Below are 12,913 nucleotides of genomic sequence, written 5' to 3'. Positions count from 1 at the left end.
GAAGACAGCGACAGCAGGATGACCGGCAATCGGTGATAAGCCCATGGTTGAAGTATTTCGCCACGAAAACTCCACACGAAACCTGATCTGCAAGACCATTCCTGCGCGGTGCACCGGAGTTGGCCGGGAGAGGTCAGCGGCGGCGACCCCGGTATGCGCCGCAGGCTCCGTGCGGCCCAGACCGTGAGCGCCGCGGCCACCGTGCGTCTGGTACTTGGCATCCTTCCGGGGGCGGAACCCCTGATCTCGAATGTCCGGCAAAGCGGATCAAGCCCACAGGTGATCTGCACGCAGGAAGGACAGCGGCCTGCGGGCGAGGTGAGGGGCGTGCCCCAGCAGCGGCAGCCGCCCGGGAGCGAGGGGAACGGGCCGGCCGGTGTCTGCTCGGGATGTCATCACGGCGTAGCTCCTGCGATTGGCGTGGCGTCCTACTGGCTCTAACAAAAGCTGTTGATCATGTGACTGTTGGCTTGTGTGCTCGTTGCTCTGGTCGTGGGAAAACGCCAGTCGCGACCGTGGATCATGTCGGATGAACTCTGGTCACTCATAGAGCCGTTGCTGCCCGAGCCGCGTCCGAAGCTGGTCGAGGGCAGACCTCGGGTGCCGGACCGCCAGGCTCTGTGCGGGATTCTGTTCGTCCTGCACACCGGGATCCAATGGGAGTACCTGCCCAGGAGCTGGGCTTCGGCTCGGGGATGACGTGCTGGCGGCGCCTGGCGGCCTGGAACGAGGCCGGCGTCTGGGACCGGCTGCATGTGCTGTTGCTGGAGAAGCTGCGGTCGAAGAACCAGCTGGACTGGTCGAGGGCGGTGATCGACTCCTCGCACGTCCGCGCAGCCCGGCGGGGCCCAGAAGCGGACCCAGCCCGGTCGACCGCGCACGTCCGGGCGGCAAGCACCACCTCATCGTCGACGGGCAGGGCGTCCCGCTCGCGGTGTCGCTGACCGGCGGGAACCGCAACGACGTCACCCAGCTCCTGCCTCTGCTCGACAAGATCCCGGCCGTCGCGGGCCGGGTCGTCAGACCGCGCCGACGGCCCGACGCGCTGCTGGCCGACCGCGGCTACGACCACGACAAGTACCGGCGCCTGCTCTGGCAGCGCGGGATCCGCCCCGTGATCGCGAAGCGAGGCCAACCACACGGCACCGGCCTGGGCATCTTCCGCTAGGTCGTCGAGCGTACGATCGCTGGCTCCACGGCTTCCGCCGCCTGCGCATCCGCTGGGAACGACGCGACGACATCCACGAACCCTTCCTCGGACTCGCCGTCTGCCTGATCACCCACCGCCACGTCCAACGGCTTTGTTAGAAACAGTTAACGGGGGGGCGTTCGAGTACTTCCGTTATCTGTGGGACGAACCAGCCACTCAGCTTGCGATCATCTTCGTCGGCGGGGAGGGCTGTCACACCGTGTTGCGCCGCGAACCGATGCTCTCCTCCCGCATCTTCATCTGGCAGCACTTCACCCGCCTCACCCCCAGCGAGGTCCTCGAGGCCATTCCCCTGTTCCACCCGGTGCGGGCCGACGCCGATCCCGACGACATCACCTTCGCCGACCAGCACGCCGCGCACGGCAATTTCCGCGCGTGGGCGCAGTTGACCGCCCACACCCGCACCGCCCTGGCCCCGGCCGCCGGCTCCGCTTCCCTTCGATGTCGAGGCCGTCTTTCCCGAGCTGATCGGTACGGCGCGCGCGGTCACCCTCCTCTGCCCCGGGCCGGGCAGCCGGGCCCGGGGGACAGTTCCGTCGGCGGGCCGTTGCTGTGGCCGGCCGACGAGCTCTGGCCGATGCGCGCCGAACCGGACCACTACAAGCCGCTCGACGCGCCCGTAGGGGCGGAGCCGGTCGCGATGGTCCCGGTAGTCCAGCTGTATGCACGGGATGCGCCCGGACTTTGTCTTCCCCGCCAACGCTGCCTCTCGTTTGGAGCGCGGGGTCATCGTCGCCAAAAGCCATTTGAGATGGTGCCCTTGATGGGGAAGGGTCTGTGGTCATGGAGTTCTTCTGCTACCACCGTGATCGGCCCGGCTCCCTCGCGTTACGCGAGGAGTTACTGGAGGAGCACTGGTCCTACATGGACCGGTACGCGAAGGAGCTGATCGCTCGCGGCCCGGCCTTCGCCGATGATGGCGAAACACCCACCGGCAGCGTGCACATCGTCGACCTGCCCGATCCCGCGGCCGCCCGCGCGTTCGCCTTCGACGAGCCCAACTACCAGGCCGGCGCGTACCGGGACGTGCTGCTGCGCCGGTGGCGCAACGTGCTGGGGCGCACCATGTGGGATTTCCCCGGCGGCCCGACCGGTGGCAACCGGTACCTGGTGCTCGGTCTCGGCGAGGGCCCGGCCGCCGACCTTGCGCTGCCGCTCGACCGGGACGAGCTGGTTGCGTACGGGCCGCTGCTGTCCGACGACGGCGACACCTGGCTGGGTACGGCGGTGCTGCTCAGAGCCCCGGATCCGGACACGGCACGAGCCGTCCTGACTGCGGACCGGTACGCGGACATCGAGGTCCACGACTGGGAGTTCGGCGGGCGTCGATGAGCCACGAAGGCACCGGGTTGATGTCATCTCCGGACCACATTGACCTGGGACGGGAGCGGTGACGGTGGCGCTGCGGGCGGTTCCGCTGGTGGGCGGGCCGGTGGAGTTGCGGGGCGCGCTGGACCTGGAGACCACACAGGCAGGGGTGATGCCGCGCCGGTTGCCCGCGTGGACCAAGGAGCAGTACCAGGACCCGTCGGTCTACGGGGTGACCGTGATGCCCTCGGGAGTGCGGCTGGTGTTCCGCACCGTTGCGCGCGTATTGGAGTTCGAGGTACTCACCTCCACCGGTCAGCTCGACTCCGACCCCCACCCTCGCCCGACCGGGATGATGGAGTTGCTGGTGGACGGCGCCTTGGCCAGGCGTCAGCAGGCGCCGGTGGGCAACGTGCTGCGGATGGCGGGCCCCGGGGCCGTACAGCGACTTCTCCCGGGCGAGGCAGGGACCGTACGGTTCGCCGGGCTGCCGGCCGGCATGAAGGACGTCGAGTTGTGGCTGCCACAGCAGACCCCGACGGAACTGGTGGCACTGCGCGCTGACGGCGACGTGCTGGCACCGCTGCCGGACGGGCGGCGCCGCTGGGTGCACCACGGCAGTTCCATCAGCCACTGCATCGAGGCTGACGGCCCGACCGGGACCTGGCCGGTGGTGGCAGCTGTGCTCGGAGGGGTGGAGGTGATCAACCTCAGCCAGGCGGGCAACGCGCTGTTGGATCCCTATGTCGCCCGGACGATCCGCGATACGCCCGCCGACCTGATCAGCCTCAAGGTGGGCATCAACATCGTGAGCCTGTCCGCCTTCCGGCTGCGGACATTCGGCCCGGCGGTACACGGATTCCTGGACACGATCCGGGATGGGCACTCGGACACCCCGCTGCTGTTGATCTCTCCGGTGAGCTGTCCGGCCCTGGAGGAGGCCCCCGGTCCGACCGCGACCGGCCCGGACGGGAGGCTCGCTGCCCTGGGCGACCCGGCCGATGTGGTCGGCGGGGCATTGTCGCTGGCGGTGGTCCGTGCCGAGCTGGCCCGGATCGCTGCGGCACGACAGGTGTCCGATCCCCACCTCCACTATCTCGACGGACGCGAGCTGCTCGGCCCGGACGAGGTGGATGACCTGGCCGACGGCCTTCACCCCACCGCCGTCGCATACCGTCGAATGGGCAAGCGCTTTGCAGCCCACGCCTTCGCGACCGACGGTCCGTTCCGCTGAGCGAGCTGGGCTCCACGCCCTGCACCAGGTGCAGAGCTGCCACGCTCCTCCGGCCGGAGATGGGCGGTGGGCGATGCAGGGCACTGCTCGCCTTATAGAAGATGGATCTGTGTGATCTCTTCCACTGGAACGTCGTTGTCGCCGTTGGGGCAGCGGTTGCGCGTGCTGCTGAGTGCAGAGCGTGTTGTCGGTGACCTGCGGCGCTACTTCGGCATAGGCATGCCGCCCGGCGGGGTGCCGTTCACCGGCAGTCGGTTCGAGCATCTGGCGGGTGGGGGAGACCGGCCGGAGGTCACCGACCGGTTCACGGCGGAGGACCTGGTCGCGGTGCAGACCCTGTCGGTCACCGTTCCGGCGCCTGTCGCGCTGGACATTCTGGAGGGCCCTCTCGGCGTGCGGCTGTCCGGCCTGCTGCACGCCATACCCAGGGACATCAACATGGTCGACGCCGACGCTGATGTCGTGGCCGACGGCTCGCCGGCGGACCAGGCCTGGCATCTCCTGCGCGACCAGCCCGATGTCGGATGGGTGATCGCGGGCAAGCTCCTGGCCCGCAAGCGCCCGCAGCTGCTCCCCGTCTACGACCGCGTCGTCCGCTGCGCCGTCGGCCGGCCGCCGTCATTCTGGCTCGCCCTCCACACCGCGCTGCGTGACGACGACGCTGCTTTGCACCGCCAACTGCTGGAGCTGCGCCAGATCGCGGGGGTGCCGGAGACGGTGAGTGCGCTGCGGGTCTGCGACGTGGCGGTGTGGATGGGGCACCGGGCGGAGGGGCACGCCTGTCCTCGCTGACCTCGGCAGCGAGGTTGCCCTTCCGGCGTTCTGGCGTGTGACGGGGTTGGGGAGGGCTTGAGTACGGGTCTGCCCGCCCGTCGAGTGCTCTTGGGCTTCTTGGTCTGGTTGAGGGCCCAGCGGCCCGGTTCGACCGACCCTCGTTTGGCGCGGGTCCGCAGCACGGGCCACCGGTTGGGCTTCTTGATCGCTCGTGGGCAGTCAGTTCCGGCTCCGGCGGGTCGGGAGCAAGCGGCTGCGTGCCTCCTGCCCGGCCTCGGTGATAAAGCGGGTGAGCTTGGCCGTGGTGGATCCGGGCTGGGATGGAACGCTTCGGTGGATGATTCGGACGCACTCGAGGTAGGAGACGCGGTCTGGGTCGACGGCGGGACCGACGAGGGCCGCAGTGTGGGCGAACCGGCGGATCGCGTGGTGGACGGGCGAGGTAGGCCCACAGCTCCTGCCGGACACCTTCCGGTGTGCGGGACCGGTGGGGCCGCCGGGGCCGAGGTGGTTGGGCTGGAGCCTGACCAGCAGGTCTGCGCCCGTCGCGGTGAAGTTGTGGGCGAACTCAACCGACCAGAAGCCGCGGTCGGCGATGACCAAGTCACCGGAACCGGTGGAGCCGGCCAGTTGGTAGGCGAGGCTGCGTTCGCCGTCGCGATAGCCGCCGAGACGGGCATCGAGTGCGGCCAGAACCAGCACCCGACACCGACTCGACCACGCCGCGGCATGCCTTCGACCAGGCACACGCCCAACAACGTGACAGCACCGGCGGCCGAAGTCCCGGTCAACACGGCGAAGCCAGCGCGCTCGGAGGTGTAACCGAGCAACGCTGACATCACCGCGAGCGTGACCAGTTCGGCGTCACTGAGCCTGGGCATGATCCCGATGGTGGGACGCCACGGGGCCAACCATGGCGAAGCCTCCAACTCGTCGTCGATCCGGGAACAGAGTGCTGTCGCGAGGGTGTCCAGGTCTGTCTTCACACACTGACATTGGATGCCCTCGCCCTATGTCCGCAGGCCATTCCTTGGACTCATTCATCTAGCAGGGGCTGATCGAGCCGACCCACCCCCAGGGGGCCACAGCGTCCCAGCTCTCTGCGCCGGGCGAGGTCCAGCCGAGATTGCCGTTGGTGTCGAAGAACTCCGCCCGTGTCCCCGCCGACTGGTTGTTGTGCCAGGAACCGTCGCCGGACCAAGGAATGCCATAGTAAAGATTGCAGTAGTACATATCGATCTGGTCGCCCGTGTAGTTCGTCCCCTCGTACGCGCACATCCAGTCGTACGGGCAGTAGGTGGCGGCGGTCCGTGCACCGGGTTTCCCGGCGAGATCGCGCGCGTACTTCTCCCCGGGCAGGACGAGGAGCAGGACTGCTCCGGCCTGCAACTCGATCTTGTTGACGGCGACCTGGGTGCCGCCCGTTTTCGCCAGATATCCATCGGCCCTGGCCTGGAGGGTCTCGGCCTGGGAACTGGTCAGTCCCAGCCCTCGTGCCTGCGCCGAGAAGTCAGGCCGGTCACGGTCGGCGGAAGCGTCGGCCACACCGGTCGTGGCCACGAATGCGAAGAACGTCGCCATCAACGCGACGACGATCCTTCCGGCCGCGCTGAATCTCGCTTTTCCTTGCACCGTCACTGTGTTGCTCCCTGGTTGAGGTCGCGTTCCACGTTGACCACAACCTTGGTGTGTGCGACGGATCGAGTCATTAGCAGGAAGCGCAGCGTTCTTTTACAGGCGGCGCAGTCCGCATCACGCGGGCCGGCCGAGTTCCGCGCGCTGGTACTCACCGGGCGTCACCCCGTAGGTGGTGCGGAACAGACGGCTGAACGTGGCGGCGTTGACCAGGCCCCACCGCGCGCCGATGTCCTGCACGGGCAGAGCACGCAGCCGGGGGTCGGCGAGGTCCGCGCGGCAGCGTTCGAGCCGCAGGCGGCGGATGGTGGCCGCCACGGTGTCGTCACGGCCACGGAAGAGCTGGTGCAGGAGCCGTACGGAGATGTGGTGCTGCGCGGCGATGGCACGGGGGGTGAGCCGGGTGTCCGACAGGTTGTCCAGGACGAACCTGTCGACCCGGGCCAGCAGCATCTCGTGCCGCGCCTCCGGCGGCAGGTACTCCTGGGCGTCGAGGTGGTGGGCGAGGAACCCCGTCGCCAGGTCGAGGCTCGTCCCGCCGAGCCGCTCCCGTTCGGTCGCGTCCAGCACGGGCGCCTCCTGGACCACGGAGCCGAGGAACTGGGCCAGTACCCGGCCCGTCCCTGACCTGGCCGGGATGCCGACGGCGAGCAGCCGGTCGACCTTCGCCGCGGGCAGCGGCACCAGCGCGCGCGGCAGGTGCAGGATGATCGCCCGCGAGTCCCCGATCGCGGGCCCGCTCTCGGCCTGGCCGCTGTAGGGGCGCGACGACGTCCACATCGCGAAGTCGCCCGCGAACAGCCGGGTCTCGTTGCGCCCCTGGCCCACCCGCATCGCTCCGGCCAGGATCAGCGCCAGCTCGTACGTCTCCGGGTCGGCGCGGCGTATGAGCCCGGCGGTCCGCTCCGACCGGAGCCCGGGGAAGGACATCGTGGTGAACTGGAGCCGCCCCAGGTCCAGCAACCCCGCGCTGCCCGCGAAGTCTGCGGCGTGGTCGGTGGTGATCCGGGTCGGCGCCACCCCCCGGGCGACCACCTCGCGCCACCAGTCGAACCGGTACTCCGCCGGTAACTCCGCCGTGTCGAACTCCGTGAACGCCATCGGCCCCCCGTCTGCCGTGCGCTACCGCGTATGTGGCCCTCAGTCGCCTTCCCAGTGTCGGCACCCGTTACGACCGGCGGGCAGCCGTCTGCCGCAACATGGCCGGGCCGGGCCCAGTAATGGCTGATGTGACCTGGGATACGGAGGAGAAAGCCCGGGTGGTGTCCCCGGGCGCGGGCCGGGGACACCACGACAATGCCGGTCCGCGCCCGGGAATGCCGACCGGCGCGGGGGCCTTCGCCGGCCGCCTCGCGCGTTCCTCGGGCACCCCGGCGACCGCCGGGCGCAGCAGCGCGCCACAGGGCGCAGCAGAAAGGCCCCTCGAGGGCGGGGCGCGCCGCCGGATGCCGCCCGCACGCGGCGGGGGCACCAGGCGTCCGCTGCGCTCTCGCCCTCGCTGCGCGGCCTCCGGCCGCCTCGGCTGACGCTGCGCCGGATTTGACTCCGCTCACGCTCCATCGAGGCGGCTGCGATCTCTAGGCTTCGCGTCGGTGTTGGTGAGAGTCGGTCCTGCTGGTCCAGGGGTTGGTGTTACGGGGCTAACGACCTCGTGCACGATAGGCCGTGGCTCGATGCCCGGTAGGTCGTTGAACTGGTCATGATGGGGGCTGGGGCGCGGGAGCCCGTCATGTCGGAGTATCGGGTTGCCGGGCTGTCGTCGAGAGTGATCCCGGAACTCGTCGCCGAGGTAGGGCCGTTGTGGCACGAACAGCATCAAGCACGCCTGACGGCTCGGCAGCGGCGGCGGGCCGTAGGGGCTGGGGCGAAGCACAGGTTCGTCTTCGTCGACCGGCTGCTGGCCACGTTAGTGAGTCTGCGACATGGCACCACTCATGACGTGCTGGCCTGCTGGTTCGGCGTGGACCGCTCCACCGTCACCCGCGCCATCGGCGAGGTGCGGCCCCTGCTCGCGCAGCGGGGATGTACCGTCACACCGGATGTCCGGCTGCGTACTCTCGCCGAGGTCGTCGAGTACCTGGGCGGCGATGGTCGGACCGGGATCATCGACGGCACGGAGATCCGAGTGCGGCGCCCGGCCGCAGGCCGCAAAGACCGGGACACGTTCGTCTCCGGCAAGACCAAGCAGAACGCGGTGAAGACCATGGTCCTCACAAGCGCGGACGGGCGCGTGCTGTTCTGCAGCCCGGTCCGGCCGGGCAGCTGCGCCGACATCACCCAGGCCCGACATCTGGGACTGACCCAGCTCCTGGCCGACGGCCCGTTCAGTCGCGCAAGATCTTCCAGGTCTTCATGCGGCAAGGACGTGCTCAACGCGGGCCCGGACCTGCCTGTGGCTCTTGTTGTGCGCCTGGTTCCCGTCGGGGAGTTCTTCGTCCGCGCTGCGACGGCGGTGAGGGATGACCAGTCCCGTTCCGCGGTAGCCGCCGTCGGCGTTCGTTACGGTCTTTCCGACGGCGTCCTTCGCGCCGGACTCGACCCAGGCCCGGCAGTCATTGCGGTTGCCCGGCAGTGGCCGGCCCCGAGCACGACCATCGGCCGGGTGTCGGCGTCGACGACCACCTGATGGTTGGTCGAGTGCCGATAGTTCTTCGACTGCTCAGCCACGGTGTGATCGCGGGTCGGCACCAGGGTGCCGTCCACGATCAGCACGGCGTCCTTGCGGAAGCGGCGCCGCGGCGGGAGCGCGAGCTTCGGTCCGAGGTGGTCGATGACCCGGTCGGCCGCCGACTTCGACACCCCGAACAGGGGCGCCAGTTGCCTCAGCGCCAGGTTGGTGCGCCAGTACGCGGCCACCAACAGCACCCGGGCCTGAAGCGGGAGCTTCCAAGGCCGGCCACGGTCCGGCGCGCCGGCGCCCTCGCGGCGCAGTTGAGTCACCAACTTGCCGAAGGCGCGTGGGCTCAGCCCGGTGAACGGGGCTATCCAAGACGGCTCTGACGCCGTGATTACACCAGCCACAGTCCAAGACCATCGCACATCAAGATCACTTACGGGACAGCTGTTCCCCTGCGCGAACCGACGGACCGGACCTCCGGTTCCCGCGGTGACACGCCCGTTGCGGCGCTGGCCCAGGCGGCGGTCCCGGCGTCAGCGGCCTATCGCCGTCTTGCGGTTCATGCGTGACAGCTTCTCGGGATTGCGAACGGCGTAAAGGCCGGTGATGAGGCCGGCGTCCAGACGGAGGGCCACGATTGTGTCGATCCGGCCGTCGCGGCGGATGATCAGGGCCGGGTGGCCGTTGACCAGGGTCGGTTGCAGCCGGGCGCCGCTGAGCCTGGCCAGGACCTCGGTCACGTCGGCCACGCCCACCACCGGTTCCACGGCGGCCCGGACGACTCCGCCGCCATCCGTCAGGAGGACGACGTCCGGGGCGATCATGTTGAGGAGTCCGGTCAAGTCGCCTGTTTCCACCGCCTGTTGGAAGGCGGCGAGCGCGTCGCGGGTCTGGGACGGGGAGACCGTCTCGCGAGGGCGGCGCGCGGCGACGTGGGCGCGGGCGCGGTGCGCGATCTGGCGGACGGCGGGCGGGGTCTTGTCGACTGCCTGCGCGATCTCGTCGTAGTCCAGGTCGAAGACGTCCCGCAGCACGAACACGGCACGCTCGGTCGGCGCGAGGGTCTCCAGTACGAGGAGCATCGCCATGGAGACGCTGTCCGCGAGCTCGACGTCCTCGGCCACGTCGGGCGCGATGAGCAGCGGCTCGGGCAGCCACGGGCCGACGTAGGACTCCTTGCGGCGGCGGAGTGCGCGAAGGCGGGTCAGGGACTGGCGGGTGGTGATGCGGACCAGGAAGGCGCGCGGGTCGCGGACTGTGGTGTGCTCGACGCCCGACCAGCGCAGCCACGTCTCCTGGAGGACGTCCTCGGCGTCGGCCGCCGAGCCCAGCATCTCGTAGGCCACCGTGAACAGCAGATTGCGATGGGCAATGAAGCTATCCGTGGCCGTGGCCATGGTCGTGGCCGCCCCCGCATCGGTACCGGCATCCCTGTCCACCATCGTCAGTTCCCGACTTCTGTCTCGCTACCTGTGGTGCGTGTCGTACACGGGACGCCGCTGACCCCGGTTCCGTGACAGCCGCGCCCCGTGGCCCACGTCACATCCGCCCCGTGTCACAGGAGCGCGGCGACCGGCGCCTCATGGGCATCAGTCACACGATTCCATGAGTGAGGAAGCCCCGATGGAAACCCGTATGAACCTGTTCGACACCGAGCTCGGCACGAAGGTCGGCAAGCGGATCTACGCCGTCAGCCAGGTCATCCAGGAGTCGCCGCTGCCCAAATCCACCCAGGAGTTGGTGCAGCTGCGAGCCAGCCAGATCAACGGCTGCGGCTTCTGTGTCGACATCCACAGCAAGGACGCCGCCGCGGCCGGCGAGGACGCGGCCCGGCTCAGCCTCGTCGCCACCTGGCGGCACTCCACCGTGTTCACCGACGCCGAGCGGGCCGCGCTGGCCCTCACCGAGGAGGGCACCCGCATCATCGACGGATATGCAGGGGTCACTGACGAGACCTGGGCCCGGGTGCGCAAGCACTACGACGAGGAGCAGGCCATCGCTCTCGTCTCCCTCGTCGCCATGATCAACGCGACCAACCGGCTCGGCGTGATCCTCAACAACCAGGGTGGATCCTACGTGCCCGGCACCCTGACCGCCGTCGCCGGTTGACGCACCGGGACCGGCCCCGATCGAAGGATCGGGGCCGGTCCCGGTCGTGCGGGAGCGGTCGGGAACTAGGGCGCTTCGTTTGGATCATCTGATCGTTTGGTCCGGGTGCGCCGTTGGCTGATGCGCAGTGGGCGCGAATCGAGCTGTTACTCCCGGACCGGACGCCGAAACGGGGTGGCCGGTGGCGTGACCACCGCGAAGTGATTGATGCGATCGCCTTCAAGTTCCAGACCGGCACCCAGTGGGTCCACCTGCCGGAGAAATACGGCAACTGGGGAGGTGTCTACAACCGGCTGCGGATGTGGGCCGTCGACGGCACCTGGAGCGGGTCTTCACCGCTTTGGTGGCCCAAGCAGACGCGGACGATGACCTGAACTGGGCCGTCTCGGTGGACTCCACCGAGCGGTGCATCAACCGCCTGAAGCAATGGCGCGCCATCGCAACCCGCTACGAGAAGACAGCCACCATCTACCTGGCCGGACTCCACATCGCGGGCATCTTCCTCTGGTCCGCCCGGTGAACCACGGCCAAGCACGGCTACCCCAGACGCTTTGCTGGTGGACACGCCTGACCACAAAAGAGCTGGTTGATCGTGGGCGAGTATCACCGCCAACCTTTCCAGACTCTGAACCCGACTGGGAACTGACTGATCAGCAGGATCAAGCGGGCGGCTCACTACTGAAAGTGCTCATGTTGGCGCAGTCATCAGGGTCACCGACCCACGCATACAGCCGCAGATCCTCACGGGTGCCGCTGATGTCGAAACCGGATCCGTAACTGCCCGGGCCGACCTCATAGTCGTTGATCTCGTAGAAGGAGAGCGCAACGTCGAAATCATTGCGACTGCCGTCGCTGAGTTCCCACCGTCCACTGCCTCGTCTCCGGTCCACGGGTCCAGTTGCCTCGTCGAGGCCAGCAGGCCACGCCACCGTCGTGAAGGAACCATCGCCCCGCAGGGTCACAGAACTTCCCAACGGGTTCCGATAGGTGCCCACGAGGTTGTCAACCCCCAGCTCATCGGGTCGGCCGCCCTCCCCGGGACACGCCTCGTAACGAGCGAAGCACCCAGACGCAGTGGACGCAAAAATCACCATGAGCGCACAAAGCAACGCCCGATGTCCCCGCCGCATCACGACCCCCCTCGCGCGTTCCCCCCCACGGATTGTTCCACGGCAGCCCACACCCTGATCAACCGCTGGCCCATCGGCTGCCTTCTCGGCTCCCTCCGCCACGGTGATCCAAACGACAGACCCTAGTCCAGCCCGCCCCAGTCGCCGCCCACACCCAACTCCGGCTCGCCCGTCGTCTCACCACCGACCTCCGGCGACCCTGGGAAAGCCGACCGAACCGAACGAACTCACCCGGCTCGTGTCCGCAGAGGGTTCAGAAACCTGCACGCGAAGACCGGCTCACCAGCCGGTGCACCGAAACCGTCCGGCCCCGGACCCGGCCGTCCGGCAGGGTCGAAGAACCGCCACCCGGCCACTCGTCACGACGTCGGCCGGGTCCTCGCCACAGGCCAGTCCTACAGCCGCCCCACTCCCCACAAGAACGGAACCAACCTCGACGCACAGGATGAGCTTGCAGCCTCAGCGCAGGGGAAACTGCGCAAGGCGCTCGTCCCATTCCTCCGCTGCCCGCATCAACTCGGCCCGGTCTGTCGCGACCTCGATTACGTATTGATGGAGATCCAGGTCCTCATCGTGCCGCTGCGGAGGCGCGGCCTCAAGCGAGAGGTGAACCCGCAGTACTCCCGTGCCGTCGTGCCACCCAACCTGGCTGAAGGCGAGGACCGGTTCGAGGAACGAAAGGTCCGGGACGAGGTGCCCTTCCGGGTCCGGGTTCGCGTCCGGCCGCCTCCCGGCTGCGACAGCACGCAGCCATGCGGACAACTCGCGCGCTTCGTCAACCAGTAGACACGAGTCCGTGAACGACCAGTTGGCCGCCGGAGTGGTGACTTCGGCCCCAATGACGAGCCAGTTGTCGTCCCAGCGGTCACCACTGGCCACTGGAAACTGGTAACGGA

14 protein-coding genes and 5 pseudogenes are annotated in these 12,913 nt (G+C 68.6%); 9 read left to right on the top strand and 10 right to left on the bottom strand.

Features of this window, described 5'->3' with window-relative positions:
* Nucleotides 1-267 precede the first annotated feature (267 nt).
* On the bottom strand, nt 268-396 hold the full coding sequence (locus OG736_RS00670; RefSeq protein ID WP_327180595.1) for a hypothetical protein: 129 nt from the start codon (nt 394-396) through the stop codon (nt 268-270).
* A gap of 126 nt (nt 397-522) precedes the next feature.
* On the opposite strand from OG736_RS00670, the pseudogene OG736_RS00665 reads away from it, so the two are divergent.
* Nucleotides 523-1,308, top strand: a pseudogene (locus OG736_RS00665) (IS5 family transposase).
* Here the strand turns inward: OG736_RS00665 and OG736_RS00660 are convergent.
* Nucleotides 1,305-1,700: a hypothetical protein gene (locus OG736_RS00660; RefSeq protein WP_327180594.1), complete on the bottom strand. Its 396-nt coding sequence runs from the start codon at nt 1,698-1,700 to the stop codon at nt 1,305-1,307. The pseudogene OG736_RS00665 and the gene OG736_RS00660 overlap by 4 nt on opposite strands.
* Before the next feature lie 293 nt (nt 1,701-1,993).
* Here OG736_RS00660 and OG736_RS00655 point away from each other — a divergent pair, with 293 nt between their 5' ends.
* The 3 genes from OG736_RS00655 to OG736_RS00645 all read left to right on the top strand — a co-directional run bounded on the left by OG736_RS00655 (nt 1,994) and on the right by OG736_RS00645 (nt 4,544).
* Nucleotides 1,994-2,542, top strand: coding sequence for a YciI family protein (locus OG736_RS00655; protein ID WP_327180593.1), 549 nt, complete (start codon nt 1,994-1,996; stop codon nt 2,540-2,542).
* 58 nt (nt 2,543-2,600) lie between these two features.
* Nucleotides 2,601-3,752, top strand: coding sequence for an SGNH/GDSL hydrolase family protein (locus OG736_RS00650; RefSeq protein WP_327180592.1), 1,152 nt, complete (start codon nt 2,601-2,603; stop codon nt 3,750-3,752).
* Between the two features lie 111 nt (nt 3,753-3,863).
* On the top strand, nt 3,864-4,544 hold the full coding sequence (locus OG736_RS00645) for a DUF6308 family protein (protein WP_327180591.1): 681 nt from the start codon (nt 3,864-3,866) through the stop codon (nt 4,542-4,544).
* A gap of 201 nt (nt 4,545-4,745) precedes the next feature.
* Here the strand turns inward: OG736_RS00645 and OG736_RS00640 are convergent, their stop codons facing one another.
* From OG736_RS00640 to OG736_RS00625, 4 genes and pseudogenes are all read right to left on the bottom strand, one after another.
* Nucleotides 4,746-5,228 (bottom strand): hypothetical protein, encoded by a 483-nt coding sequence (locus OG736_RS00640; RefSeq protein ID WP_327187879.1) that lies wholly within the window; start codon nt 5,226-5,228, stop codon nt 4,746-4,748.
* A gap of 75 nt (nt 5,229-5,303) precedes the next feature.
* Nucleotides 5,304-5,512: pseudogene (locus OG736_RS00635) on the bottom strand (IS982 family transposase); the annotation flags it as partial.
* Nucleotides 5,513-5,570: 58 nt separating this feature from the next.
* Entirely contained in the window at nt 5,571-6,107 is a 537-nt protein-coding gene (locus OG736_RS00630; RefSeq protein WP_327180590.1) for a peptidase inhibitor family I36 protein, read from the bottom strand.
* A 171-nt stretch (nt 6,108-6,278) separates the two neighbouring features.
* On the bottom strand, nt 6,279-7,262 hold the full coding sequence (locus OG736_RS00625; protein WP_327180589.1) for an AraC-like ligand-binding domain-containing protein: 984 nt from the start codon (nt 7,260-7,262) through the stop codon (nt 6,279-6,281).
* 598 nt (nt 7,263-7,860) lie between these two features.
* Here OG736_RS00625 and OG736_RS00620 point away from each other — a divergent pair.
* Nucleotides 7,861-8,463, top strand: a pseudogene (locus OG736_RS00620) (transposase family protein); the annotation flags it as partial.
* A gap of 25 nt (nt 8,464-8,488) precedes the next feature.
* Here OG736_RS00620 and OG736_RS00615 read toward each other — a convergent pair.
* Nucleotides 8,489-9,182 (bottom strand): annotated as a pseudogene (locus OG736_RS00615) (transposase family protein); the annotation flags it as partial.
* 129 nt (nt 9,183-9,311) lie between these two features.
* Entirely contained in the window at nt 9,312-10,220 is a 909-nt protein-coding gene (locus OG736_RS00610; RefSeq protein ID WP_327180588.1) for an RNA polymerase sigma-70 factor, read from the bottom strand.
* A gap of 181 nt (nt 10,221-10,401) precedes the next feature.
* On the opposite strand from OG736_RS00610, the gene OG736_RS00605 reads away from it, so the two are divergent.
* The 3 genes from OG736_RS00605 (at nt 10,402) to OG736_RS00595 (ending at nt 11,407) form a co-directional block, all read left to right on the top strand.
* Nucleotides 10,402-10,887 (top strand): carboxymuconolactone decarboxylase family protein, encoded by a 486-nt coding sequence (locus OG736_RS00605; protein WP_327180587.1) that lies wholly within the window; start codon nt 10,402-10,404, stop codon nt 10,885-10,887.
* A 113-nt stretch (nt 10,888-11,000) separates the two neighbouring features.
* On the top strand, nt 11,001-11,261 hold the full coding sequence (locus OG736_RS00600) for a transposase (RefSeq protein ID WP_327180586.1): 261 nt from the start codon (nt 11,001-11,003) through the stop codon (nt 11,259-11,261).
* A complete protein-coding gene (locus tag OG736_RS00595) occupies nt 11,231-11,407 on the top strand; it encodes a hypothetical protein (RefSeq protein WP_442816986.1) in 177 nt (58 codons plus the stop codon). Before OG736_RS00600 ends, OG736_RS00595 begins: the two co-directional genes overlap by 31 nt.
* A gap of 139 nt (nt 11,408-11,546) precedes the next feature.
* On the opposite strand, the gene OG736_RS00590 is transcribed toward OG736_RS00595, so the two are convergent.
* Entirely contained in the window at nt 11,547-11,849 is a 303-nt protein-coding gene (locus OG736_RS00590; RefSeq protein ID WP_327180585.1) for a hypothetical protein, read from the bottom strand.
* 308 nt (nt 11,850-12,157) lie between these two features.
* On the opposite strand from OG736_RS00590, the pseudogene OG736_RS00585 reads away from it, so the two are divergent.
* Nucleotides 12,158-12,466, top strand: a pseudogene (locus OG736_RS00585) (NF041680 family putative transposase); the annotation flags it as partial.
* A gap of 10 nt (nt 12,467-12,476) precedes the next feature.
* Here OG736_RS00585 and OG736_RS00580 read toward each other — a convergent pair.
* On the bottom strand, nt 12,477-12,896 hold the full coding sequence (locus tag OG736_RS00580) for a WapI family immunity protein (protein WP_327180584.1): 420 nt from the start codon (nt 12,894-12,896) through the stop codon (nt 12,477-12,479).
* Between the last annotated feature and the right edge of the window lie 17 nt (nt 12,897-12,913).

The sequence above is a fragment of the Streptomyces sp. NBC_01334 genome, from assembly GCF_035983595.1.
In the GTDB taxonomy this organism is placed as follows: Bacteria; Actinomycetota; Actinomycetes; order Streptomycetales; family Streptomycetaceae; genus Streptomyces; species Streptomyces coriariae.
The sequence above is the reverse complement of the archived record's forward strand: the minus strand, read 5'-3'. Positions and strand labels throughout refer to the sequence as shown.